General features: G+C 70.9%; 3 protein-coding genes. All 3 read right to left on the bottom strand.

Annotated elements, in window-relative coordinates:
* Nucleotides 1-10,134: non-ribosomal peptide synthetase (locus tag LXT21_RS37305; RefSeq protein ID WP_267145440.1), on the bottom strand; the 10,134-nt coding region annotated here is incomplete at its 3' end.
* Entirely contained in the window at nucleotides 10,131-21,488 is an 11,358-nt protein-coding gene (locus tag LXT21_RS37300; RefSeq protein WP_254042996.1) for a type I polyketide synthase, read from the bottom strand. The genes LXT21_RS37300 and LXT21_RS37305, both read right to left, overlap by 4 nt.
* Entirely contained in the window at nucleotides 21,481-26,748 is a 5,268-nt protein-coding gene (locus tag LXT21_RS37295) for a non-ribosomal peptide synthetase (protein ID WP_254042995.1), read from the bottom strand. Before LXT21_RS37295 ends, LXT21_RS37300 begins: the two co-directional genes overlap by 8 nt.
* Nucleotides 26,749-26,971 lie beyond the last annotated feature (223 nt).

The raw sequence follows: 26,971 nt of genomic DNA, 5'->3' as shown, positions 1-26,971 counted from the left end.
CATCCTCCACGTCGTCGTGAAGGTCGTGTTCTCCGTCGGGCCGTACCCGTTGATGAGGGGGCCTCCCGCGCGCAGCCGCTCTCTCACCCGCTGCACCGGCAGCACGTCCCCTCCCGCCAGCACCTGCCTCACTCCCGCCAGTGCCTCCGGCTGGTACGCCTGCATCTGCTCGAAGAGCGCCGCTGTCAGCCACAGCGACGTCACCTGGTGCTTCTTCAACGCTGCCGCCACTTCCTCCAGCGCCAGCTCCTTCGCCGGGTACACCACCAGCTTCGCTCCGTTCAGCAGCGCGCCCCATACCTCCAGCGTCGACGCGTCGAAGCCCACGGGCGCCAGCTGCAACCACACTTCCTTCTCGCTGAAGCTCGCGTACCTGGCTCCCTTCACCAGCCTCGCCACCGCCCTCTGCGGCACCCCCACTCCCTTCGGCGTCCCCGTGCTCCCCGACGTGTACATCACGTACGCCAGGCTGCTTCCTTCTCCTCGACGCCGCGGATTGCTCTTCGGCTGACTCGCTATCTCCCCAGCCTCCGCGTCGACGCTCACCACCACGTCCGCGCTCTCCGCCACCTCCTCCACCAGCTCCTCGCGGCCCACCACCACCGCCACTCCCGCCTCCCTCTTCATCCACCTCAACCGCTCCGCCGGGTTGCTCCCCTCCAGCGGCACGTACGCTCCTCCCGCTTTCACCACGCCCACCACCGTCACCACCCACTCCAGCGAGCGCTCCACACTCAGCCCCACTCTCACCTCGGGGCCGACTCCCACGCTCCTCAGGTGGTGCGCGAGCTGATTCGCTCTCTCGTTGAGCTGTCCGTACGTCAGCGACTCGCCGGCGTCGTCGACAACCGCGACCGCGTCCGGCGTCTGCTCCACCTGCGCCTCGAACAACTCCGCCAGCGCAGGCGTCCTTGCGACGTGGGGACTCTGTCCGCTCCACGTCTCCACTGCGATTGACTCGGCGCGTGGAAGATGTCCGTGCTCGCGCGACTTCGCTCCGGACACATCCTCGCGCCTCCGCCCACTCCACTCCGCCACCACGCGCCGCCGCTCCTCCTCCGTCTCCAGCGGCAGCTCCCTCACCCTCTTCCCCCACCCCTCCACGCCACCCTCCAGCACTCGCCGCACGTGCTTCACCAACCGCTCCGCTGTCCCCTCCTCGAACAGGTCGCTGTTGTAGTTCAGCGCCACCGCCACCCCGTCCGCGTCCTCTCCCACCGACAACGAGAGGTCGAACTTCGATGTCTTCGTGTCCGTCTCCAGCCCCTTCAGCACCAACCCCTTCCCCAGACTCACCTTCAACCCAGGCGTGTTCTGCAGCGTCAGGCTCACCTGGAACAGCGGACTGCGGCTCAGGTCCCTCTGCGGCAGCAACTCCTCCACCAGCTTCTCGAACGGCACGTCCTGGTGCGCGTACGCACCCAACGTCACCTCCTTCGCCCTCCCCACCAACTCCCCGAACGTCTCCCCCTCCTCCACACGCCCCCTCAGCACCAGCGTGTTCGCGAAGTAGCCGATGAGCCCTTCCGTCTCCGCGTGCGTACGCCCTGCGATCGGGAACCCCACCACCACGTCCCCCTGCCCCGCGTGCCTCGCCAGCACCACCTGGTACGCGCTCAGCAGCACCATGAAGGGTGTCACCCCCTCACGACGGCTCACCTCCTCCACCTTCCTCCACAGCTCCTTCTCCCACCGCCGCTCCACCACCGCCCCACGGAAGCTCTGCGCCGCCGGCCTCGGCTTGTCCGTCACCAACTCCAGTGCTTTCGGCGCGCCCTCCAACTGCTTGCGCCAGTACTCCACCTGCTGCTCCAGCACCTCCCCCTGCAGCCACCCCCGCTGCCACTCCGCATAATCCCCGTACTGCACCGGCAGCTCGTTCAGAGGAGACGATTTCCCCTCCGCATACGCCCCGTAGAGCGCGGCCACCTCCCGCACCAACAGCCCCGTCGACCACCCGTCCGACACGATGTGGTGCATCACCACCACCAACACGTGCTCCTCCGCGGACAGCCGCACCAACGTCGCCCTCAGCAGCGGCCCTCGCGCCAGATCGAACGGGAGCAACACCTCCTGCTCCACGTGACGACGTGTCTCGGCCTCGCGCGCAGCCTCTGACAGCCCATCCAACTGGACCAGGCGCAGCGACACCTCGACTTCGGGCGAAACCCTCTGCACCGCCACCCCGTTCTCACTTCGGAACGTGGTGCGCAGGGCGTCGTGACGTCGGACGAGTTCTTGGAACGTCCTCGACAAGGCCTCCGTGTCCAGCGGACCGCTCATCCGCACCGCACCCGGCATGTTGTACGAAGCGCTGCCCGGCTCCAACTGGTCCAGGAACCACAGACGCTGCTGCGCGAAGGACAGCCGCGCCGGTCGGTGCTTGTCCTCGCGAGGCTTCAACGGAGGCACCGCCAACGACGCTCCCGCTCGAATCAGCCGATCCACGCGCACCGCGAGCGACGCCACGGTGGGAGACACGAACAGCTCGCGCAGTGGGACCTCGAGGCTGAACGCACTCCGAATCCGCGAGATGGCTCGCGTCGCCAGCAGCGAGTGTCCTCCCAGCTCGAAGAAGTGGCTGTGGATCCCCACCCTGTCGAGCCCCAGCACCTCCGCGAAGATCCCCGCCAGCAACTGCTCCGTCGCGGTACCCGGCGCGACGAAGTCCGCTCCCGCCGTGCGCCCCAGCCCCACCACGGGCAGCGCCCTGCGATTCACCTTGCCGCTCGGCGTCAGCGGCAACGCCTCCAACACGAGCAGCGCGGAGGGAACCATGTACTCCGGCAACCGACCGACCAGATGCGCACGGAGCACCGTGGGGTCCGGCCGCTCGGCATGCTCACGCGAGGGCATCACGTACGCCACGAGCCTCGCGCCCGAGGGCCCCTCGTCGCGAACCACCGCCACCGCATCCCCCACCGTGGGATGCGCGCGCAGCACGGACTCGATTTCACCCAGCTCGATGCGGAAGCCGCGCAGCTTCACCTGGAAGTCGAGGCGACCGAGGAACGCAAGCTCACCGTCTGGGAGCCAGCGCGCCTTGTCTCCCGTGCGGTACATGCGCGCGCCCGGGACCGTGCTGAACGGATTGGGAACGAAACGCTCCGCGGTCAGCGCTGGACGGTCGAGGTAGCCACGCCCCACGCCCTCCCCCGCCAGGAACAGCTCCCCAGGCACGCCCTCGGGGACAGGCTGGAGGTTCGCGTCCAGGATGTACGCCCGCACGTTCGCCAGCGGTGCTCCGAGCGAAGGCCGCGCCGCTCCACGCACGGCACGCCCCGTGGAGTCCACCGTGCACTCCGTGGGCCCGTAGACGTTGAACGCGGTGATGCGCGGGTGAGTGGAGAGCTGCGCCCAGAGCGCCTCGTCCACCGCCTCGCCGCCCACGAGGACGCGAAGGTCTCGACTGGAGGCAAGCCCTTCTCCGAGCAGCAGGCGCAGGTGGGACGGTGCGCAATCGAGCACGTCGACGCGGTGTCGCTCCACCCACGCCACCAGGAGGGCCGCATCCTGCCGAGCCACCTGGGGCACCACGCACAGAGTGTGTCCATCCGAGAGCTGAACGAGCTGTTGGACGGACGCATCGAAGGCCAGTGGCGCGCTGACACTGAAGCGCAGCGGACCGTTCACACCCGCGAGGACCGTGGACGCGAGCGCCGCGCGCAGGTTCATCACGGACGCGTGCTGAATCATCACGCCCTTCGGCTGACCCGTACTGCCCGACGTGTAGATGACGTAGGCCAGGTGCTCCGGAAGCGAGACACGCGGCGGCGCGGTGTCCGACTCCGCGGCGAGCGCCTCCACCGCGCCCGGGTCATCCAGACGGATGACCTCGACGCCCTGGGCCTCCACACGTTCGGCGAAGGCCCTCTGCGTGAGGACGAACGCCGCGCCCACGTCCTGGAGAACGAACGCGAGTCGCTCGCGAGGATGCGCCGGGTCCAAGGGGACGTACGCACCACCGGACTTGAGGACACCCAGCACGGCGACGACCATGTCGACGCTGCGCTCCAGGCAGAGGGCCACGCGGGACTCGGGCCCGACGCCGCGAGCTCGCAGCCCATGGGCGAGCCGGTTGGCCCGGCGGTCGAGCTGCTCGAACGTGAGCGACGTCTCGTCATCGAGGACCGCCAACGCCTCGGGCGTGCGCGCGACCTGCGCCTCGAAGCGCTCGTGCAGCGCCTGCGCGGGCGGCGCGATCACGCCGCGCCCGCTCCACTCCTCCACCACTCGCCGCCGCTCGTCAGCGCTCATCAGGTCGAGCGACGCCAAGGGCTGTTCGACCTTGCCGCGCAACTCGGACAACAGGTGGCGCACCTGCTCGAGCATGCGCCGCACCGCGAGCGCGTCGAAGCGCGCGGCGTCATGGTTCAGCTTGAACACCCACTCGTTCCCCGGCATGACCACCAGGGAGATGGGGTGGTGGTCCGCCTCCACCGCCATGGGATTGCGCACCACGAGGTCCTCCGACGGCGTGGAGAGCCCCGCCTCCATCGGATAGTTCTCGTAGGTGAAGAGGGTCTCGAACAGCGGCTCGCCCGAGGGCACCTCGCTCCAGCGACGCACGTCGACCAACGGCGTGGACTCGTACTGCCGGGCCTCCTGCATCCAGCCCTGGAGCTCCCTCAACCACGTCCCCACCCTCGCCTCGGGCGGCATCCGCACGCGCACGGGGATGGAGTTGATGAACAACCCCACCATGCTCTCGAAGTCCGTCAGCTCCGCGGGACGTCCGGCGACCGTGGCGCCGAAGACCACGTCGTCCTGACTGCTGTAGCGCCCCAACACCACGGCCCAGGCCCCTTGAACCAGGGTGCTCTGGGTGATGCCCTGCTGCCTCGCGAAGGCCACGAGGGCCGCGGTCTCCTCGGCACCGAGCCGCAGCTCCTGCGCGCCTCGTCCCGAGGGTCCCCGCGCCGGCCCCGCGACATCCACGCGCGTGGGCTCCGCGTACCCCACGAGCGCCTTGCTCCAGAAGGCCTTCGCGGCGCCCGGGTCCTGTCGCTCCAGCCACGCGATGAAGTCACGATACGGCCGGACCTCTCCTCGCGGCGGCGTCACGCCTCGCCGAAGCGCCTCGTACCGGGTGAACACATCTTGCGTCACCAACTGCGTGGACCAGCCATCCAGCAAGAGGTGCGAGAAGCTGAACACCACGCGCCAGACCCGCTCCTCCGTCCGCAGCAGCCCCAGCCGGAACAGCGGCGCGACGGAGAGCTTCACGCCGCGTCGACGGTCCTCCTCCAGGAACGCCGACACCCGCGCATCCACCTCGTCCCGAGGCACCGCGCGCCAGTCCTCGACCTGGACCGGGGGCTCCACGTCGCGCATCACCGCTTGCAGCGGCGCGTCCAGCCCGTCCCAGTAGAACGCCGTCCGGAGAATGGAGAAGCGGCGCGCCGCCTGTCGCCACGCCTCCGTCAGCGCCTTCACGTCGAGCGCGCCCTCCAATTCGAACGCCATCTGGTTGAAGTAGGGCTGGGCCGCTTCATCCTGGAGGATGTGGAACAGGATGCCCTGCTGCAACGGAGACAGCGGATACAGGTCCTCCACGTCGCGCAGGCGCAGGCCGTTGGACGCCATCCGGTCCGCGAGTCCCTCCAGCGCGCCCTGCCCCAGCTTCGCCAGCGGGAAGTCCGACGGTGACAGTCCGCGCGGGTCCTCCGACGTCGCATGCGCGATGAGCTCGCGCAGGGCCGCGACCACCCCGTCGGCCAGCGTCTCCACCGTCCCGGTCCGATGAATCCCCGGGCCATGGGTGAACATCAGTCGCATCCGTCCGCCGCTGACGATGCAGTCCACGTCGAGCAGGTGCTCACGTACACCCTCGGGCGCGCGCGTGGGGCCCACCGGGCCCTCGGACATCCGCAGCGGCGCCGTGGCCGGCAGCACGTTGTCGAACTGTCCCAGGTAGTTGAACCCCACCTCCGGCGCGGGCAACGCACGCAGGCGCTCACGCAGCGCCGGGTCCGGCGACAGGTAGCGCAGCACACCGAAGCCCACGCCCTTGGACGGGATGCGCCGCATCGCCTCCTTCGCGGCGCGCACCCATGCTCCAGGCCCCGCCCCCTGCGCCTCCACCAACACCGGGAACATGCTGGTGAACCAACCCACCGTGCGCGAGAGGTCCACCTCGCCGAAGACGTTCTCGCGCCCGTGACCTTCCATGTCCACGCGCACGCATGACGCCCCCGTCCACCGACGCAGCACGTGGGCGAGCGCCGCCAGCAACAGCTCGTCCGGCTTCGCGCGCAACGCCTTCGCCACGTCCTGGAGGAGCAGCTGCGTCTCCGCGGGCTCCAGCGCCACTTCCACCACCTTCGACGCGCCCTCCGTGTTCGCGGGGCCGCCCTCCACCTCACGCGGCAACGAGCCCACCCCCTCCCACGGCAGCCCGAGCCAGAAGGTCGCCTCCTCCTGCGCGGCGGAGGTCCGCGCGTGCTCCACCAGCCGTGAGGCCCAGGACTGATAGGACACCGTCTTGGCGGGGAGCTTCACGGGCTCGTCCGCGCGGAGCCGCTGGTAGCTCGTCAGCAGGTCTTCCACCAGCACCCGCCAGGAGACGGCATCCACCGCCAGATGGTGGATGACGATCAACAGCTCCTGCGGCACGTCCGGTCCCGACTCGAACAGCACCGCTCGCGCGACCTCGCCCTTGGAGAGCGTCAGGCTCGCCTGGGCCCGTGCCGCGTGGGCCTCCAACTCGGCCTCCCGCGATTCGGACCCACCGAGGTCCACCGTCTCCAGCGGCAGGACGCCTTCCAGTCCCATCAGCTCCTGCTGCCAGCCGCCCTCTGCGTCCTTCGCGAAGCGCAGACGCAGGGCATCATGGTGCTCGCGCACGATCTGAAGGGCACGGTCCAGGTGCTCCGGCACCATCCGCTCGCGCAGCGTGAGGCGCAGGGCCTGATTGAAGTGCTGCACTCCCGACCGCTCGTGCGCGAAGAACCCGTGCTGAATGGGCGTCAGCGCCACCGGTCCCGTCACCGGTCCCTGGGCGATGACCTCACGGGGCGCCTCGGAGACCACCGCCGCGAGTCGCGCCACGGTCGGGTTCTCGAAGAGCTGCTTCGCGCGCAGGTGCAATCCCGCCTGCGCGGCGCGGGAGATGACCTGGATGCCGAGGATGGAGTCTCCACCCAGCTCGAAGAAGTCATCGTGCACGCTCACCCGGGCACGTCCCAGCACCTGGGCCCAGATGGCCGCGAGCGTCTCCTCCTTCGCGTCGCGTGGCGCGACCGCGTCGGTCCGCTCCTCCTCCGTGACCTCTGGCGCTGGCAAGGCACGGCGGTCCACCTTGCCGCTGCTCGTCCGAGGGAGCTCCTCCATCGCGACGAAGGCCGCGGGCACCATGTACTCGGGCAACTGCTCCAACAGGAACTCGCGCAGCGCGGCGGGCTCACGTCCCCGCGCTCCCGAGGGCACCACGTACGCGACGAGCCTCGGCGGCGACCCCGCGTCCTCGCGCAGGAGGACCAGGGCGTCGCGAACCTCGGGGTGCCGGCAGAGCGTGGCTTCGATTTCCCCCAGCTCGATGCGGAAGCCGCGCAGCTTCACCTGGAAGTCGATGCGGCCGAGGAACCGGAGCTCGCCGTTCGGGAGCCAGTGCACCTTGTCTCCCGTGCGGTACATGCGGTCGCCCGGGACGGTGCTGAAGGGATTGGGGAGGAAGCGCTCCGCGGTCAGCGCGGGGCGTCCCAGATAGCCACGCCCCACGCCCTCTCCCGCGAGGAACAACTCTCCGGCGACGCCCACGGGGGCGAGCTGGAGGTTCGCGTCCAGGACGTATGCCTTCACGTTCGCCAGCGGTGGGCCGAGCGAAGGCCCCGACGTGCCTCGCACGAAACGCACCGTCGCCTCCACCGTGCACTCGGTGGGGCCGTAGACGTTGACGGCGGTGATGCGCGGGTGCGCGGCGATGCGAGCCCAGAGCGTGTCGTCCGTCGCCTCGCCTCCGAAGAGGATGCGCAGCGGACGATGCGCGCCCAGCCCCTCGTCGAGCAGCACGCGCAGATGGGAGGGCGTGCCGTCGAACACGTCGACCCGGTGTCGCTCCACCCACTCCACCAGCAGGGCCGCGTCCTGGCGGACAGTCTGCGATACCACGCACAGGGCGTGGCCATCCGTGATGTGGACCAGCTGCTGGACGGACATGTCGAACGCCAGCGGCGAGTTGAGGCTGAAGCGCAGCGGGCCGCTCAATCCGGCGAACACCTTGGACGCGAGCGCCGCCCTCAGGTTCATCACGGACGCGTGCTGAATCATCACGCCCTTCGGCTGCCCCGTGCTGCCCGACGTGTAGATGATGTAGGCCAGGTGCTGAGGAAGCGAGACGCGCGGCGGAGCGGTGTCCGACTCCGCGGCGAGCGCCTCCACCATGCCCGGGTCATCCAGGCAGATGACCTCGGTGTCCTGGCTCCGCGGTCGCTCGGCCAGCGAGCGCTGCGTGAGCACGAACCTGGCGCCCGCGTCCTGGACCACGAAGGCGAGTCGCTCGGGTGGATGCGCTGGGTCCAGGGGGACGTAGGCACCGCCTGACTTGAGGACGCCGAAGAGGGCGACCACCATGTCGACGCTGCGCTCCAGGCAGAGCGCGACGCGGGACTCAGGCCCGACGCCACGCGCGCGCAGCCAATGGGCGAGCCGGTTGGCCCGACGGTCGAGCTGCCGGAATGTGAGCGACGTCTCGTCGTCGAGGACGGCCAGGGCGTCGGGCGTGCGCGCGGCCTGGTCCTCGAAGCGCTCGTGCAGCGCGCCTTCCCACGGAAGCTCCCGGTCCGTGTCGTTCCAGCGCACGAGGAGCAGCTCCCGCTCCGAGGCGGACAACAAGGACAGCTCGCCCAGTCGACTCTCGGGCCTCGTCGCGAGGGTCTCCATCACGAGGGCCAGCCGCTCCAGCTGCGCCTCCGCGAACTCCCGCGTGAAGCGGCTCCGGTCGTAGCTGAAGTGCAGCGGGAGTCGCGCCTCCGGGGATGAGGTCAGCGTGAGGCCGAAGTGGTCCTCCTCCTTCGACTGGACACGGTGGACCTCCAGCGCTCGCGAGGCCGACGTCAGCGCCGAATCCAGGGGGTAGTTCTCGAAGACGACCAGCGTGTCGAACAGCGCGGTCCCGGCGGGGACTTCGCTCCAGCGCTGCACCTTCACCAGGGGCGCATGCTCGTGCTGGCGCGCGTCCACCTGCATCTCCTGGATGCGGCGGAGCCAGGTGGCCCACGTGAGGTCCCCGGACCAGCGCACGCGCACCGGCTGGGTGTTGATGAACAGGCCGACCATCTCCTCCACGCCCGCGAGGTCCGGAGGGCGGCCGGAGACGGTGGTGCCGAACACGACGTCCTCGGAGCCCGACAGGCGCCCGAGCACCAGGGCCCACGCGCCCTGCACCACGGTGCTCATCGTGATTCCGTGTCGACGCGTGAAGGCGTTGAGCGCGGCCGTGGTCTGCTCGGGCAGGCGGCGGATGAGCGTGGCCCGGCCCTCACCTTCACCCACTCCCGCGCCCGTCGGCGTGGGCTCGTAGAACCCCGCCAGCTCACGCCGCCAGAAGTCCTCCGAGGTCTTCAGGTCGTGCTCGGCCAACCATCCCAGGTAGTCACCGAAGGGACGCGGAGGCGCGAGCCTCGGAGCGTGGCCCGCGACCGTCCCCTCGTACAACGTGAAGAAGTCCTTCACCACCAACGGCACGGACCAGCCGTCCAGCACCAGGTGCGAGTGGCTGAAGACGAAGCGGTAGACCCGGTCCGCGCCACGCAGGAGCGTCAGCCGAATCAGCGGCGACTGGGACAGGTCGAAGCCCTCCTCGCGATCCTTCGCCAGAAAGGTCTCCAGCCGCGCCTCGAAGGCCTCCGGGGACAAGTCCCGCCAGTCCTCCTGGCGCAGGGGCAGGTCCACCTCGCGCAGCACGACCTGGACCGGCTCGTCCACGTCGTCCCAGACGAGCGCGGTGCGCAGCACGGGATGCGCCGCCACCACGCCACGCCACGCGGCGGCGAAGGCCTCCACGTCCAGCGCGCCCCGCAGCTCACAGACCAGCTGGTTGAAGTAGAGGCCCTTGCCGGGCTCGGAGATGGCGTGGAAGAGCATGCCGCCCTGGAGGGGCGACAGCGGGTACAGGTCCTCGATGTTGTCGCTCATCGCGTCTTCTTTCCGAACCGCGCCGCCAGCTTGTCGAGTTGCGACTGCTTCACCTTCGCGAGGGGGAAGTCGGACGGCGAATGCCCGCCCGCGTCCGGAGCGCTCGAGGCCTGGATCAAGGCCACCAGTCGCGCCACGAAGTCCTCCGCCACTCGCGTCACCGTCTCACGACGGTGCACCGCCTCACTGAAGGTCCACGTCACCTCCAGCCGGCCCTCGCGCACCACGCTCGTCACATCCAACAGGTACGGCCGACGTGAGCTCGCCGCGCGCTGCCGCACGCCCTCGCTCTCCGGTGCGAGCGTGAAGGGTCCCTCTCCGCCCACGAGGCCATCCACCTGTCCCAGGTGATTGAAGCCGACCTCCGCCCGGGGCAGCTCCGCCAGCGCGGTGTCCCGCGCCACGTAGCGCAGGAGCCCCCAGCCCATGCCCTGCGTCGGCACCGCGCGCAGCGACTCCTTCACGCCGCGCAGCGCCTCACCGGGCCCTCTCGCTTCACGCACGTCCAACAGCGCGGGGAAGATGCGCGTGAACCAGCCCACCGTGCGCGACACGTCCACGCCCGGGAGCACCTCCTCGCGACCATGGCCCTCCACGTCGACCAGCGCGACACCCCGCTCCGTCCACGCGGACAGCGCCTGCGCCAGGGCCGTGAGCAACGGGTCCTGGGGCTGCGTGTGCCACGCCTTCGGCACGTCGTGCAGGAGCGACTTCGTCTGCTCCGCATCCAGCGACACCTGCACCGTGCGCGCCGTGGCCTCGGTGTTGCCGCCCTCCTGGAAATCCCGAGGCAGCCGCGCCACCTCCGACCACGGGCGCTCGCGCCACCACGTGCGCTCCGCGCCCAACTTCTCCGAGCCCGCCAGCGCCTCCAGGCCTCGCGCCCAGGCCTGGTACGAGGTCGTCTTCGGCGGCAGTCGCACCGGCGCGCCCTCGGTGAGTCGCGCATACGCCGTGGCCAGGTCCTCCACCAGGATTCGCCACGACACCGCGTCCACCACGAGGTGGTGGACCGCCAGCAACAGGCGCACGGGCTGGCCAGCTCCGGGCTCCAGCAACGCGGCCCGAAGCATGGGGCCGTCCAACGAGAGCGACTGCTGAAGCGCCATCGCCCGCTGCTCCAACGTGCTCGTCAGGGCCTCGCGCGGCACGTCGGACAGGTCCACGCGCTCCAGCGAGATGGGCGCCCCGGGAGCCTCGGACGTCTGATGCCAGCCGTCCGCCGTCCTGGCGTAGCGCAGGCGGAGCGCGTCGTGGTGCTCCACCACGTGCGCCAGGGCACGCTCCAGCAGCGCCGGGTCCAACGGCGTGCGCGACTGGAACATCAGCGACATGTTCCAGTGGTCGGGGTCCTCCAGCTCCAGCTCGAAGAACCAGCGCTGGATGGGCGTGAGGGCCACCGGGCCCACGACGGGACCCTGCTCTGCCTGCACCGTGAGCCGCGTCCCCGCCACCGCGGCGAGCCTCGCCACCGTGGGGTTCTGGAAGAGCTGCTTCGGTGACAGCTCGAGCCCGGCGGCGCGCGCGCGCGTGACGATCTGCAAGCCGAGGATGGAGTCTCCTCCCAGCTCGAAGAAGTCATCGTGGATGCCGACGCGGTCCACGTTGAGCACTTCCTTCCACAGCGCCGCGAGCCGCTCCTCCACCTCGGTGCGAGGCCCCGCGCTCGACGTGCTCGTCGACTTCGTCACCTGGGACTCGGGCGCCGGCAGCGCGCGCGTGTCCACCTTGCCGTGCCGCGTGCGCGGCAACGACGCGAGCGCCACATACGTCGACGGCACCATGTAGGGCGGCAGCCGCGAGAGCAGCCAGGACTTCAGCACTCCCGACGACACGGCCTCTCCCGGCTCGGCTGCGGAGGCCACCACGTAGGCCACCAGTCGCTTCGGCCCACCGTCCGCTCGCGCGACCACCGCGACCTCTCGGACCTCCGGATTCGCGAGCAGCGCCGCTTCGACCTCACCGGGCTCGATGCGGAAGCCACGCACCTTCACCTGCGAATCCGCGCGCCCCAGGAACTCCAGCGTCCCATCCCGACGCCAGCGCGCCACGTCACCGGTGCGGTACATGCGCGCGCCGGGACGCGCGTCGAACGGGTCCACTCCGAAGCGCTCGGCGGTGAGCTCGGGCTGACCGAGGTAGCCTCGCGCGACACCGCCGCCGCCGACGTACACCTCTCCCGGTGCGCCGGGCAACGCGAGCCCTCGCCGCGAGTCGAGCAGGTACACCCTTGCGCCCGGCACCGCGCGGCCGATGGGCACACTGCCCTGCTCGTCCTTCTGGACACGGTGCACCGTGCTCCAGATGGTCGCCTCGGTGGGGCCGTACTCGTTGAACAGCGGCACCGTGGGCAGGGCTTCATGATGCGCCTGCGCCAGCTCCACCGCGCAGGCCTCGCCCCCCACGCTCACCGCGCGCAGGCCCGACAGCCCGCCCGCGGGCGCCGCCGCGAGCACCTGCGCATAGAGCGCCGGCACGGAGATGAGGTGCGTGACGCGCGCCCTCGCCACCAACTCCGCCAGCTTCCTCGGGTCCTCGCGCTCCTCCACGTCGGGGTAGCGCAGCGTGCCGCCCTCGAAGAGCGACCAGAACAGGCCCGCCAGGGAGGCATCGAAGGTGAACGGCGCCAGGGACAGCACAACGCCTGGAGCCCCGTACACCGCGTGTCGGGCCCGCGTGGCGGACACCAACTGACGATGTTCGATGACCACGCCGCGCGGGCGCCCCGTCGAACCCGACGTGTAGACGACGCAGGCCGCGTGATGCGGCTCAGGCAGCGGAGGCAGCGCACCGACGCGCTCCGGCAGCGACTCCACCGTCACCACCGACAGGCCCTCGCGCTCGGGCACCCGTGCACGCCAGGCGCCGGACGTCACCACCACGGAGGCCTTCGTGTCCTCGAGGATTCGCGAAAGCCGCTCCGCCGGATGCTCCAGGTCCAGCACCACCACCGCCGCTCCAGCGCGCAGCACGCCGAGCATCGCCGCCACCACGTCCGTGGGCTGGGCCAACGCAAGCGCCACCACCGCGCCCTGCCCCGCCCCCAACGCGCTCACCGCCGAGGCCAGTCGCGAGGAGAGCGCCTCCACCTCCCGGTACGTGAGCCGGCGCGAGTCGTCCTCCACCGCCACGGCGTCCGGAGCACTCGCGGCCCGCGCCGCGAAGCGCGACGACACCGTCTCCGCCGACGTGGGCTCCGGCAGGGACGTCGGCCCCCACTCCACCAGGAGCTGGTGACGCTCGGCCTCGGACAGGAGGCTGAGCTGGGAGACCCGCTGCTCGGGACGCGCGGCCAGTTGCTCCAGCAGCCGCACCAGATGACCGGAGAGGCGGCTGATGGTCTCCGCGTCGAAGAGGTCGGTGTTGTACTCGATGCCTCCGGACAGGCCGTCCTTGGACTCCACCAGCTCCAAAGTGAGGTCCAGCTTGGTGAAGCCGGTGTGGACCACCTGGCTCCCCAGGCGCAGCCCCGCCATGGACAGCTCGATGGGCGGTGTGTTGTGCAGCACCAACATGGTCTGGAAGATGGGCGTGTGGCTCAAGTCGCGAGCCACGTGCAGCGCGTCCACCAGCTTCTCGAACGGCACCTCCTGGTGCCCGAAGCCACCGAGCGCCGCGCGACGCACCCGTCCGATGACCTCCGTCAGCGTGGGGTCACCCGACAGGTCCGCGCGCAGGGCGATGGAGTTGATGAAGCAGCCGATGAGCGGCTCCACCTCCGGCCGGTTGCGACCCGCCACGGGAGTGCCCACCGCGAAGTCGTCCTGCCCCGAGTACGCATGGAGCAGCGTCTGCCACGCGGCCATCAACACCATGAAGGGCGTGGCGCCCTCGCGTCGCCCCATGGACGTCAGGGACTCGGTGAGCGCACGGGGGATGCTGAGCGCGTGACGCGCCCCCGGATACGTCTGCACGGGCGGACGCGGGCGGTCCGTCGGCAGTCTCAGCACGGGCACGTCCGCGAGGACGTCCCGCCACCAGGTCTGCTCGGCCGCGAGCTCGGGGCCTCGCATCCACTCCAGCTGCCAGGCCGCGTAGTCCGCGTACTGCACCGGCAGCGCGGGCAGCGTGGCCTGTTGGCCCTCGATGAACGCCGCGTACAGCGTGGCCAGCTCGTGGAACAACACGCCCGAGGACCAACCGTCCGAGACGATGTGGTGCATCACGATGAGCAGCACGTGCTCGTGCTCATCGACGCGCAGCAGCGACGTGCGGAACAGCGGTCCCTGCTCCAGGTCGAACGGCTTGCGCGCCTCGGTCCTGGCCCAGGACTCCACCGACACACCCTCTTCACGCGTGGAGAGCGGGAGAGGCAGCGGCCCCGGCGCGACGATGTGCTGCACCGCGCCCGATTCGGACATGGAGAAGGTGGTCCGGAGCGCCTCGTGGCGCCGCACGACTTCCTCCAGGGCTCGATGGAGCGCGCCAGCGTCGACCGGCCCACTCAGCGACAGCATCACCGAGTTGTTGTACGCGACGTTCCCCGGCTCCAGGCGGTCCAGGTACCAGAGGCGCTGCTGCGCGAACGAGAGCGCCAGCGGCTGCTCGCGCGAGATGCGCGGGATGGGCGGCGGCCCCTCGCGCTTCGCCGGTGCCGCGGACTGCGCGGCGACACGGGGAGGCTTCGGTCGACGCGACGGCGCCCGAACAGGCGCCAGCAGCTCCACCGTTCCATCCAGGCGACGACGCGCCCTGCGGCCCAGCGAGAAGCCCGTGACGGCTCCGGAGAGCACCCGCAGCGAGGAGGTGGTGGGTGCGTTCCAGAGCCCCCGAGGCGCACGATCACCCGTGACGACCAGCTCGCCCACGACCCCCACCGGCACCGGACGGCCCTCCGTATCGAGCACCTCCCAGCCAGAGTCCTCCGTCGCTCCCGAGCGAATCCAGGCGCCCACACCGAACAGCGGGTCACGCCGGGACACCTCGGCGGAGAGCAGGTTCGCCAACGCGGCGGTGACGTCCTCCTTCGCCTCCTCGACCAGGACGTGACGGACCGGGCTCAGGGCCTCGGAGGCGTCCGGCAGCTCCGCCAGCGCGCGCGCCAGCGACGCCGTGACATGCAGGTGCGTCGCCTTCGTCTGCCTCACCAACGCGAGCAGCGACACGGCGGCCCCCGGGCCCTCCTGGATGGCCACGCCCGGAATCGCCGCCGAGGGCCTCGGTGAATACCGACGCCGCAGCGTGTTCAGGTGCACGAGCCCCTCGAGGGTCGCCTCCACCTCGACGCCGAAGTCCACGAGGCAGGCCACCTCGTCCACGTCGAGCTTCCTCACCCGCTCCACCACCGGGCCACACGTGTCGGGGGTGCCGAACAGGCCGCCCTCCTCCACGTAGCGCGTGAGCCCGTGCTCCAGCAGGGCATCCACGTCCGCGTTCGTCAGCGTGCGCATGTCCCCCTTCATCCCGAGGCTGGACGCGAAGGCCTGGAGGATGTCCACCGAGCTGCGGAAGTAATCGAGCAACGGCTTGCGCACGCGACGACGGACCTCGGCCTCGTCCGTCCCCAGGTACGCGTGCATCATGAGGCTGACGTGGCCCCGGCCCGGGTGGCCGTGCTGCCGCCAGGCCTCGCGGTAGAGCGCCACCTTCGAGGCCAGGTCCTCCAGGTTCTGCCCCATCAGGTTCGTGAGGACGTAGGCCCCCAGCTCGCCCGCCATGCGGAACGTGTCCGGACTCCCCGCCGCCGTGAGCCAGAAGGGCAGCTCCTTCTGCACGGGACGCGGGCGCAGGGACACCTCCACCTCGTCCCCCGCGCCGTTGCGCCGGAGCACCGAGCCGCCACGCCACAGCGTGCGCACCTCCTCGATGCCCTTGAACATGACCTCCTTGCGCTTCGCGTAGCGGTCCGGCGCGAAGACGAAGTCGTTCGCGTGCCAGCCCGAGGCGAAGGACACACCCACGCGGCCGTTGGACAGGTTGTCCAGGACGGACCACTCCTCGGCGACGAGGACGGGGTCATGCAGCGGCAACACCACGCTGCCGGCGCGGATGCCCAGTCGCTCCGTCACCGTGGCCACGCCCGCGCCCACCACCGCGGGTCTCGGGTACAGCCCTCCGAAGGAGTGGAAGTGCCGCTCCGGCGTCCACATCGCGGAGAAGCCATGCGTGTCCGCGTACTTCGCGCCCTCCAGCAACAGCCGGTACTTGCGGCCTCCCAGTGAGTCCTCATCGTTGGCGAAGAAGGACAGGCTGAAGTCCGGACCGGGCCGCTCACCCGCGGGCCTCGCCGACGAGAACACCAGTCTCGCCCGCTCCGACGGCAGCACCACGCGCAGGCCTCGCGTCAGCGCCCACAACAGCTCCAGGCCCGTGCCCGGTGTGCCCGCCTCCTCCGCGGCGAGCCACGTCCCCTCCCCGGCCACGCCGTCCCCATCGAGACGTCGGAACAGCCCATCCACCGTCCGCACCGTGTGCACGGCGCGCAGCCGTTCGCCCGAGGGCGCGACGAGCGTCTCCAGGCAGACCATCGTCTCCGGGGGCATCTGCGACGGCAGCACCGGAAAGAGCTTGAAGGCACGCGGCATGTCGAGCTGCGAGGACATCCGGACCTGGATGACGCGGTTCGGGTCCAACGGGAGGCTCGTCTGCAACCGCTCGTGCGTCAGCAGCACCGGCGGTGGGCTCCCCTCGGGCGCCAGCGCGGACAACTCCTTGAGCTGCGGCACACCGAGGAGCACGTACGCGCCTCCCGCCTCCATCACCGCCCAGAGCGCCACCACGCGCTCCACCGACGGCTCCAGGCAGACGGCGACCAGCACCTCGGGCTTCACGCCCTTCGCGCGCAACTCCGACGCCAGGCGCTTCGCCTCCGAGCGCAGCTCCCGCCACGTGACGTCCGCGCCGCCCTCCACCGACAGCGCCACGCGGTCGAGCGCCTCCGAGGACCGGGCATCCAACAGCGCGGCGAGTGTCCGCGGCTCCTCGTGCGTGCGCACCAGGGCCTTCGGCGCCACGTGCTCCAGCGGGAGCGAGGAGAGCCGCTGCTCGGGGTCCTCCACCGCCGCCGTCAGCAGCGACGTCCAGTGCGAGACGAGCCGCGCCATCGTCTCCGGCGCGAAGCGCTCCGACGCATAGTCGAGCGTGCCGGTGAAGCCGCCCGCGTCCTCGCCCATCGACACCGAGAGCGGCGACAACACGTTGCCGAACTGCGCCGGCCCATCCTCCACCTCGACGATGCGCATCCGAAGACCGGGCAGCTCCAGGTTCGCGTCGAAGCGGGGGTGCAGGATGAAGAGCGTGTCGAAGACGCGCTCACGCCCCGGGTTGCGTGAAGGCTCCACCTCGCGGATGAGGTGCTCGTAGGGCACGTCCGGCTGGGAGTACGCCTCCACCACCACGTCCCGCACCCGGCCGATCAGCTCGCGGAACGTCGGGTCTCCCGACAGGTCCGTGCGCAGCGGCACCGCGTGCGCCACGTAGCCGATGAGCGGCTCGAGCTCCGGGCGACTCCGATTGCCGATGGGCGTCCCCACCACGATGTCGTCGCGCCCCGCCCAGCGGGCCAGCAACCCCTTCCACGAGGCGAGCAGCACCATGAACGGGGTGACGCCCTCACGCTTCGCCAGCGCATGCACCGCGCCCGTCAGCGCCTCGGGGAAGCCGACGTTCCTGCGCCGACCACTCAGCGCGGGTCCCTCGGTGGGGGGCAGGTCCACGGGCAGGTCCAGCGGCCCGGGCAGCTCCACCAATCGCTCCCGCCACGCCTGCGTCTGCTCCGCGAAGGCCCCCGACAGCAGCGCCTTCTGCTGCCAGGCCGCGTAGTCGATGTACTGGATGGACAGCGCGGGGAGCGGCGCGGGCTCGCCCCGCTGGAAGGCGCCGTAGAAGGCCCCCAGCTCGCCGCCAATCACCACCAGGGACCACGTGTCACACACCACGTGGTGGACCGAGACGACCAGGACGTACTCGCGCTCTTCCAGCTCGAGCAGCCGGGCGCGCACCACCGGGCCCTGGGCGAGGTCGAACGGCCGGGCCATCTCCTCGTAGACCCGTTCGCGCCACCGCGCCTCACGCGCCTCCGGGGAGAGCGCCTTCAACGAGTCGACGACGAGAGGAACCCGGGGCTCGACGGAGACGCGCTGCACCGTGCGCCCGCCGATGATGGGATACGTCGTGCGCAGCGCTTCGTGCCGACGGGCGATGGCCTCCAGGGAGCGCTTCAACAGCTCCACGTCGAGCACACCGGACAGCCGCAGCGTCGCCGACATGTTCAGCGCGGGGTTGCCAGGGAGCGCCTGCTCCAGCGCGCAGACGCGCTCCTGCACCACGGACAGCGGCAGCTCTCCGTCGCGAGGAATCGGGACGAGCGGCGGAAGCACGCCCGCCTTCCCCGCCACGCGCTCCGTCCCCATCCGCGCCTGGATGCGCGCGGCCACGCCCGCGACCGTGGGCGCCTCGAACAGATCACTCAGCGGGAGCTGGACGGGGAATGCCTCGCGCAGCCGCGTGAGCATCTGCGCCGCCATCAGCGAGTTGCCACCCAGCTCCAGGAAGTCATCGTGGATGCCGAAGTCGGCACGGCCCAATCGCTCGCGCCAGATGGCGAGCACGCCGCGCTCCACCTCGGTGCGAGGCCCGACCTTGTCACCGGGGACCGCGACGTCGTCCCGAGGGGGCTCGACGCGCAGGGGCTCGGCGACGGGTACGGGCGCGACGGGCTGCGTGGCGACGGTGGCCACGGGGAGCGTGGGCGCCTCCAGGGCGAAGCGCTGCCGCTGGAAGGGGTACGTCGGCAAGGACACGCGGCGGCGCCGCTCGTGCGCGTAGAACTGCTTCCAGTCCAGCGCCAGCCCGGACTCCCACAGCGCGCCCACGGCCGCCATGAGCACACCGTGCTCGGACAGCTTCAGGTTCAAGCGCGGCAGCGAAGGCACCACGCGCCCCGGGTGGCCCGTGAGCGCCATCCGCGCCAGCGCGGTGAGCGCCTGGTCCGGCCCCACCTCGAGGAACACGGCCACGCCGTCCTGCTTCAGCGTCTCCATGCCGTCGGCGAAGCGCACCGGCGCGCGCATCTGGCGAGCCCAATAGGCCGGGTCCGTCGCCTCCTCCGGGCGAATCCACGTGCCCGTCACGCTGGACACATAGGGCAACCGGGGCGCGGCGAGCCGGAGGCCCGACACGACCTTCTTCAGCTCGTCCATCAGCGGCTCGACGGCCACGGAGTGGAACGCGTGGCCCGCGGGCAGCCGCATCACGGCGATGCCGCGCGCGAGCAACTCCTGCTCCAGGGCCTCCACCTCCGCCGTCGGGCCCGAGACGACGCAGCGCTCCGCCGCGTTCACCGCGGCCAGGGACAGCGTCCCCGTGATGAGCGGACGGACGACCTCCTCCGCGCACCCCACCGCCGTCATGCTGCCCGGAGGCATCCGGGCCATCAGCTTCCCGCGCGTCACCACCAGCGTCAGCGCGTCCTCCAACGGCAGGACACCCGCGAGGCACGCCGCCGTGTACTCACCGAAGCTGTGTCCCAACAGCGCGTGTGCCTGAACGCCCCACGACTCCCAAAGCTTCGCCAGCGCGTACTCCACGCAGAACAACGCGGGCAGCGACAGGCGGGGGTCCTTCAGGGCCTCACGCGCGGCGGCCTCCTCTCCCGCGCCCGGCAGCAGCACGCCCCGCAGCTCCTTCTCGAGCGAAGGCCCCAGCTCCTTCAGGCACGCATCCACCGTCTCGCGGAAGCGCGGCTCCGCGCCGTACAGCTCCCGTCCCATGCCCAGCGACTGAGCGCCCTGCCCCGGCAACAGGAAGGCCACGCGACGCTCGCGGGCCGCGGCCACGTCCTCCAGGACGCGCGGGGTGTTCTTGCCGCGCAGCTTCTTGATGAGCTCCGCACGGTCCGTCGCCACCACCGAGAGCCGGTGTTCGAAGGACCCACGCCCCCGATTGCGCGTGAAGGCCACGTCCGCGAGGGACACATCCGGCGACGCGGTCTCCAACCAGTCCGCCAGTTCGCGCACGGAGGCGGAGAGCGCCTGCTCGCCCCGGGCGGACAGGGTGACGACCTGAGAGGGACGGGTGCTCGCGACGGAGGCCTCGCGCGGAGGCGCCTCCTCCAGCACCGCGTGCGCGTTGGTGCCGCCGATGCCGAACGAGCTCACGCCCGCGCGCCGAGGCACCTCGCCCCGGGGCCAGCGCTTGCGCTCGGCGACGACGGTGAACGGGCTGTTCGCGAAGTCGATGGAGGGGTTGGGCGTCGTGAAGTGGAGCGTGGGCGGCAGCTCCTCCTCCGACAACACGAGCGCCGTCTTGATGAGGCCCACGAGCCCCGCCGCCGTGTCCAGGTGGCCGACGTTCGTCTTCACCGAGCCCAGGCCGCAGTAGCCCTTGCGGTCCGTGTCGCGACGGAACGCGCGGGTGAGCGCCGCCACCTCGATGGGGTCTCCCAGCGCCGTGCCGGTGCCGTGCGCCTCGACGTAGCCGATGTCGTCCGCCGTGAGCCCCGCGTAGGCGAGCGCTTCACCAATCGCGTCCGCCTGTCCCTCGACGCTGGGCGCCGTGTAGCCGACCTTCAGGCCACCGTCGTTGTTCAGCGCGGAGCCTCGGATGACGGCATAGACGTGGTCCCCATCCCGGAGCGCGTCCTCCAGGGGCTTGAGCACCACCGCCGCCGCGCCGTTGCCCGGCACCGTGCCCGCGGCCTTCGCGTCGAACGCACGGCAGTGTCCGTCCGGAGAGAGGATCATCCCCTCCTGGAAGAGGTAGCCCGTGCGCTGCGGCAGCGAGACCCGCACCGCGCCCGCGAGCGCGATGTCCGACTGACGCAAGAGCAGGCTCTGGCACGCCATGTGGACGGCCACGAGGCCCGTGGAGCACGCCGTGTAGACCGCGAGGCTCTCACCGCGCAGCCGCAGCTTGAACGAGGCCTTGGTGGCCAGGTTCTCGCCCGAGGTGCCCATCACCTCATAGAGCGAGGCCGGGTCCAGTTGCCCCTGCCCCAACATCCCCATCGTGTGCAGCGACGGGCCCGCGCCCGCGTACAGGGAGATCTTCCCGGTGTAGCGCGCGGGGTCATAGGCCGCGTCCTCGAGGGCCGCGTGGGCGCACTCGAGGAACACGCGCTGCTGAGGGTCCATCCACAGCGCCTCCCGAGGAGGCACGTCGAAGAAGCCCGCGTCGAACGCGTCCGCGTCCTCCAGCACGCTGGCCATCGGCACGAAGTCCGGATGACGCCGCAGGGACTCCGGCACCAGCGGAGAGACCTCCAGCTCCTCGGGCTTCAGCAGGGAGATGGACTCCACGCCGTCGAGGAGGTTGCGCCAGAAGTCCCGTACGTTCGCGGCGCCGGGGAACCGTCCCGCCATGCCGATGATCGCGATGTCGTTGCCGCTACCGCCCGTCTGGTCCTGGTCAGCCATGATCTCGGTTGTTCCTTCCGCCGCGACGCTGGAGGGCCTGACGACGGGCCTCCGCGCGCTCCTGGTGCTTCACGGCCTGGGTCCCGGGCTCCGACTCGGAGGACAGCCTCCGAGCCAGGGCCTGGACCGTGGGGTGTTCGAAGAAGTGGGTGATGGGGACATCACGACCGAGCGCCTCGCGAAGCCGGGCGCACGCGCGCACCGCCGACAGCGAGCTGCCGCCCAGGTCGTCGAAGAAGTGCGCGTGGATGCTGACCGCCGGGAAGCCGAGCGTCTCCGCCCAGGCCTTGGCCAGCGTCTCCTCCAGCGGCGTGCGCGGCGCGCCCTCCTGTGGCGTCGCGCGCGTCGGCGGCGGCAGGGCGCGTGTGTCCACCTTGCCGCTGGACAGCACGGGCAGCGACTCCAGGACGACGAAGTCCGCGGGGACCAGGTACTCCGGCAGGCGCGCCCTCAAGCTCGCGCGCACCTCGCCCGGCGGCGGCATCCCCGCCTCCGGGGCCACCACGTACGCCACCAGTCGAGGCTCGCCTCCCGATGGCGGGCTCCACACGCGCACGTGCGACTGGCGCATGCCCGCGAGCTCGCGCAGGGCGGACTCCACCTCGCCCGGCTCGATGCGGAACCCTCGCAGCTTCACCTGCGCATCCACGCGGCCGAGCAGCTCCAGGTGGCCGGAGGCACGCCAGCGCGCCACGTCTCCCGTGCGATACAGCCGCGCCCCGGGTTCATCCGCGTAGGGGTCCGGAACGAAGCGCTCGGCCGTCAGCTCCGGGCGCCCCAGATAGCCGCGCGTCACCATGGGCCCGCCCACGTACAGCTCTCCCGCGACACCCGGGGGAACCGGCCGCAGGGCTTCGTCGAGGACATACGCGTCGACATGGGGCACGGGCCGACCGATGTCCGGCGTCCCCTCCCCGGCCCGGCACGTGGCCCAGGTGGAGCACACCGTGGCCTCGGTGGGACCGTATGCGTTGACCATCTCCCGACCCGGCGCGAAGCGTGTCACCAGGTCCTCGGGACACGGCTCTCCCGCGGAGATGAGCAGCCGCAAATCCGGCAGCGGCGTGTCCGGCAACAGCGCGCAGGCCGACGGGGGCAGCGTCGCATGCGTGATTCGTTGCTCACGGAGGATTCGGTGCAGGGCCTCTCCCGCCAGCACCTCGCCCGACGGCGGCAGGTGCAGCGCCGAGCCCGTCATGAGCGCCTGGAGGTACTCCGACACGGAGGCGTCGAAGACCGGTGAGGCGAACTGGAGCACGCGCGCGCCAGGCCCCAGGTTGAAGCGCGCTCCCATCGCCTCCGTGAGGTGCAGGGCTCCGCGATGCGGCACCAACACACCCTTGGGACGCCCCGTGCTCCCCGACGTGTAGATGAGGTACGCCACGGCCTCCAGCGTCGGCACGGACGGGTTCATCTCGGCGGAGGGCTCGGTCTCCGCTTCACGCGAGCCGAACTCCTCCCAGCGCAGCGACGTCACCCCGGAGGGGACCTCGAGCCTCCTCATGAGTCGCTCCTGCGAGAGCAACCAGCGCGCCCCCGCGTCCTGCAACAACCAGGAGATGCGCTCGGGAGGATGCGAGGGCTCGCACGGCATCACCACGCCGCCCGCCTTCAGCACCGCGAGAAATGCGATGACCGCCTCGGGCCCGCCGCGCTCGAACAACGTCGCGACGCGCGCCTCGGGCCCGACGCCTTGACGACGCAACCGACTCGCGAGCCGGTCCGCCCATTCGTTCACCTCGCGGTACGTCCAGTTCGTGGCGCCCGCGACCAGCGCCGTGGCCTCGGGGGTCTTCACGGCCCAGGCCTCGAAGACCTCGTGCAGTCCTCGAGGCTCGGGGGCCCGGGTCGCCGTGGGCCTCCGCCCCAGCGCGAGCGTGGCGCGTCGCTCCTCCTCTTCGAGCAGCGGCAGGTCCAACACCGGCGTCTCCGGCGCTCGTGACACCGCGTCCAACATCCCGCGAAGGTGGCGGGCCATGCGCTCCGCGAGGTCGGTGTCGAAGAGGTCGGTGCAGTACTCCAGGCTGGCCTCGAAGCCATCGCCCGACTCGGCCATCGACAGCGTGAGGTCGAAGGCCGAGGCTTGATTGCGCAGCGGCACTGACTCCAGCTCCAGCTCACCGAGGCTCACGCGAGCCCCCGCGCCACCGAGCGCGAACGGCGCGAGCGCCTCGCGTCCCGGACGTCCCGAGTGCAGCACGAACATCGTCTGGAAGACGGGCGGACGGGACGCATCCCGTCGAGGCTGGAGCCGCTCGACGAGGCGCGCGAAGGGCAGCTCCTGGTGCTCCAGCGCCTCCAGCACCGTGCCTCGCACCTCCGCGAGCAAACCGGAGAAGGACACCCCGCGAGCCACCCGGGCCCGTAGGGGCACCGGGTTGACGAAGTACCCCACCTGTCGCGCCAGGTCCGCGCGAGACCTGCCCGCCGTGGGTGTGCCCACCACCAGGTCCTCCTGCCCCGTGTAGCGACGCAGGAACGCGAGGTAGCCCGCCAGCAGCACCATGAACGGCGTGGCGCCTTTCGCCTGTCCCAACGACGCGAGTCGCGACGCCGTCTCCGCCTCCACGCGGAAGGACACCGTCCCACCCCGGAACGACTGGAGCCGGGGCCGAGGACGCGAGGTGGGCAGCTCCAACACGGGCAGCTCTCCGCTCAGCCGCTCACGCCACCAGGACTGGAGCACCTCGCCCCGAGCGCCCGTGTACCGGGACTCCTCCGCGCGGAGGATGGGGCCCACCGCGGGAGCAGGCGCGGGGAGCAGCGGGGGCACACCTCGTTTCCCCGCCGTGTAGAGCACGCCCAGCTCCTCGGCCAACACCTCGAGCGACCAGAAGTCGGTGACCAGGTGGTGGAGGACGATCAACAGCACCGGCCCTCCTTCCACGTCCGTGAAGACACGCAGCCTCAGCAGCGGTCCATGCTCCAGGTCGAACGGCCGATGCGACTCCGACACCAGGCGCTCGTGAAGGGTCTGCTCCGTCCAGCCTCGCGCGGACTCCTGCTCCAACGCCGGGGCCGTCGCGGCTCGACACACGGGCTCGCCCTTCTCCTCGGGGAACGCGCACGCGAGCACCGGGTGACGGGCGACGAGCGCGGTGAACGCACGCTCCAGGACGGCCAGGTCCACCTGCGGCGAGAGGCGCACGGCCCGCGTGATGTGGTACGCGGTGGCGCCGGGAGCCAGTCGCTGGAGGAACCACAGCGCCCGCTGGCCATCCGACACATGCGGCGTCGAGTCCTCCGTCCCCACCATCGCGGACGAGGACTCCGCCGTGCCTCGCATGCGCTCCACCCACGCGGACACCTCGCGCAGGCTGGGGCCCTGGAGCAACAACGTGGGCGGAAGCGACACCTGCCACGCCTGCTGCACGGCGTGCGTCACATCCAACCCGCGCAGCGAGTCGAGGCCATAGCGCGTGAGCGGCTCGTCGGCGTCCAGTCCCCCCGGCGCGACACCGAGGCTGCGCGACAGCTCCTCCCTGAGCCACGCGAGCACGTCTCCCTCCTGCGTCGACACGGGCTCGCGCGGCGCGGCGTCCAGAGTGGAGGCTTCCACCCTCCCCTCACGCCAGACGTGCACCACCTCCAGGCCGTCCTCCAGGAACGTCTGTCGGGTGACGCGCCGCTGTACCTTTCCACTTGAGGTCTTCGGCAGGCTGCCCGCGGTGATGAGCACCACCGCGTGCGCCGCCACGCCATGCTCCTCCGCCACCGCGGCCTGGATGCGCGCCACCGCCTCGTCGACGGTCCCCGCCTCCACCGCCTTGCCAGAGACCTCCTGGACGATGACGAGCCGCTCCTCGCCCTTCACGTCCACCGAGAACGCGACACCACAGCCCGGACGCAGGCCCGGGTGGCTGCGCTCCACCGTCAACTCCACGTCCTGTGGATAGAGGTTGCGGCCGCGCAGGATGAGCACGTCCTTGAGTCGCCCCGTGACGAAGACCTCGCCACCATCGACGACGCCCAGATCTCCCGTGCGCAGGAACGGTCCCTCACCCGTGCCGGTGATTCGCGCGTGGAAGGTCCGCTCCGTCTCCTCGGGGCGCTGCCAGTAGCCCTCCGCGACGCTCGGGCCCTGCAACCACAGCTCGCCCACCTGCCCCGGTGCCTTCGCCTCCCCCGTCACCGGGTCCACCACGCGCAGCACCTGCGTGCCCAGCACCTCACCGCTGCCCACCAGCGTCACCTGCTCGGAGCCCGACTCCGGGCGGCGCGCCTCACCTTGCTCCAGCGCCTCGCGCGAGAAGTCGCGCACCACCAGGTCCACCGGACGGGCCGCGACCCGCTTGCGCCCCGTGACGATGAGCGTCCCCTCCGCCAGGCCATAGCAGGCATAGAGCGCCTCACGCCGGAAGCCCGAGGGCGCGAAGGCCTGGACGAAGCGCTCCATCGTCTCCGCGCGCACCGGCTCCGCGCCGCAGAACGCCACCTCCCAGCGGCTCAGGTCCAACGCGGCCCGCTCCTCGGGCGTGCTCTTTCGCACGCAGAGGTCGAACGCGAAGTTCGGCCCACCGCTCACCGTCGCGCCATGGCGGGAGATGGTCTCCAACCACCGCATGGGCCGCTGCAGGAAGAACATCGGTGACATCAACGACACATGCATGTCCCGATACAGCGGCTGGAGGATGCCGCCGATGAGCCCCATGTCGTGATACGGCGGCAGCCACGAGACGACTCGCGGATACGGGCTCGCGTCGAAGCCGTGCGCGATGATCTCGCTGTTGTGCATCAGCTGACGATGCGCCAGCACCACGCCCTTCGGCGTGCCCGTGGAGCCGGACGTGTACTGGAGGAAGGCCACCGTCGCGTCGCTCAGCACCGGCGCGCGCCAGCGGTCCGCCTCCGAGCGTGGCACCTCGTCCGTCGACAGCCAGCGCAGCGCGCGAAGGTCGTCCAGGCCCTCGGTGAGCGGCCCCACCAACTGGGAGATGCCCGACGTGGTGAGCGCCAGCTTCGCGCCGCAATCCGCCACCAGCGCCTGCAGTCGAGGCAGCGTGCGGCCCAACCGCATCACGTCCGGCGGATACGCGGGCACCGCCACCACGCCCGCATACAGGCACGCGAGGAAGCCCACCACGTACTCACGTCCGGGTGGATACATGAGGAGCGCGCGATCTCCCGGCGCCATCTCCCGCTGGAGCCGAGCCGCCACGGCCCGCACCTGCGCATCCAGCTGCGCGTAGGTGACGGTGTGCTCTCCCTCCTCGTCGACGAAGGTGTAGATGGGGTCCGTGGGCTGATCGAACGCTCGCATGCGACAGACATCCACGAGCGTGGCGGAATCTGGACGGACGAACGCGGAGGCGGGGGCAGCGCGGGTCGGCAGATACATGTCGAGTGTCCCGGAGGGGGATTTTTCTAGAGGACACCAGCCGTTTCAGCTCGGCACACACGCGTCCCAGCGACCCGGGGGCGTTGTCTCCGCTGCACCGACTGGCGTCCCCTGGATGCGCCTATCTTTTAATGGATTCGGGGCA

Origin of the sequence: Myxococcus guangdongensis, assembly GCF_024198255.1 — a bacterium.
GTDB classification, from domain to species: Bacteria; Myxococcota; Myxococcia; order Myxococcales; family Myxococcaceae; genus Myxococcus; species Myxococcus guangdongensis.
The sequence above is the reverse complement of the archived record's forward strand: the minus strand, read 5'-3'. Positions and strand labels throughout refer to the sequence as shown.

Excerpts from the sequence above, each read along its gene's own strand:
- LXT21_RS37300 (WP_254042996.1), bottom strand. The coding sequence starts at position 21,488 with ATGGCTGACCAGGACCAGACGGGCGGTAGCGGCAACGACATCGCGATC.
- LXT21_RS37295 (WP_254042995.1), bottom strand. The coding sequence starts at position 26,748 with ATGCGAGCGTTCGATCAGCCCACGGACCCCATCTACACCTTCGTCGAC.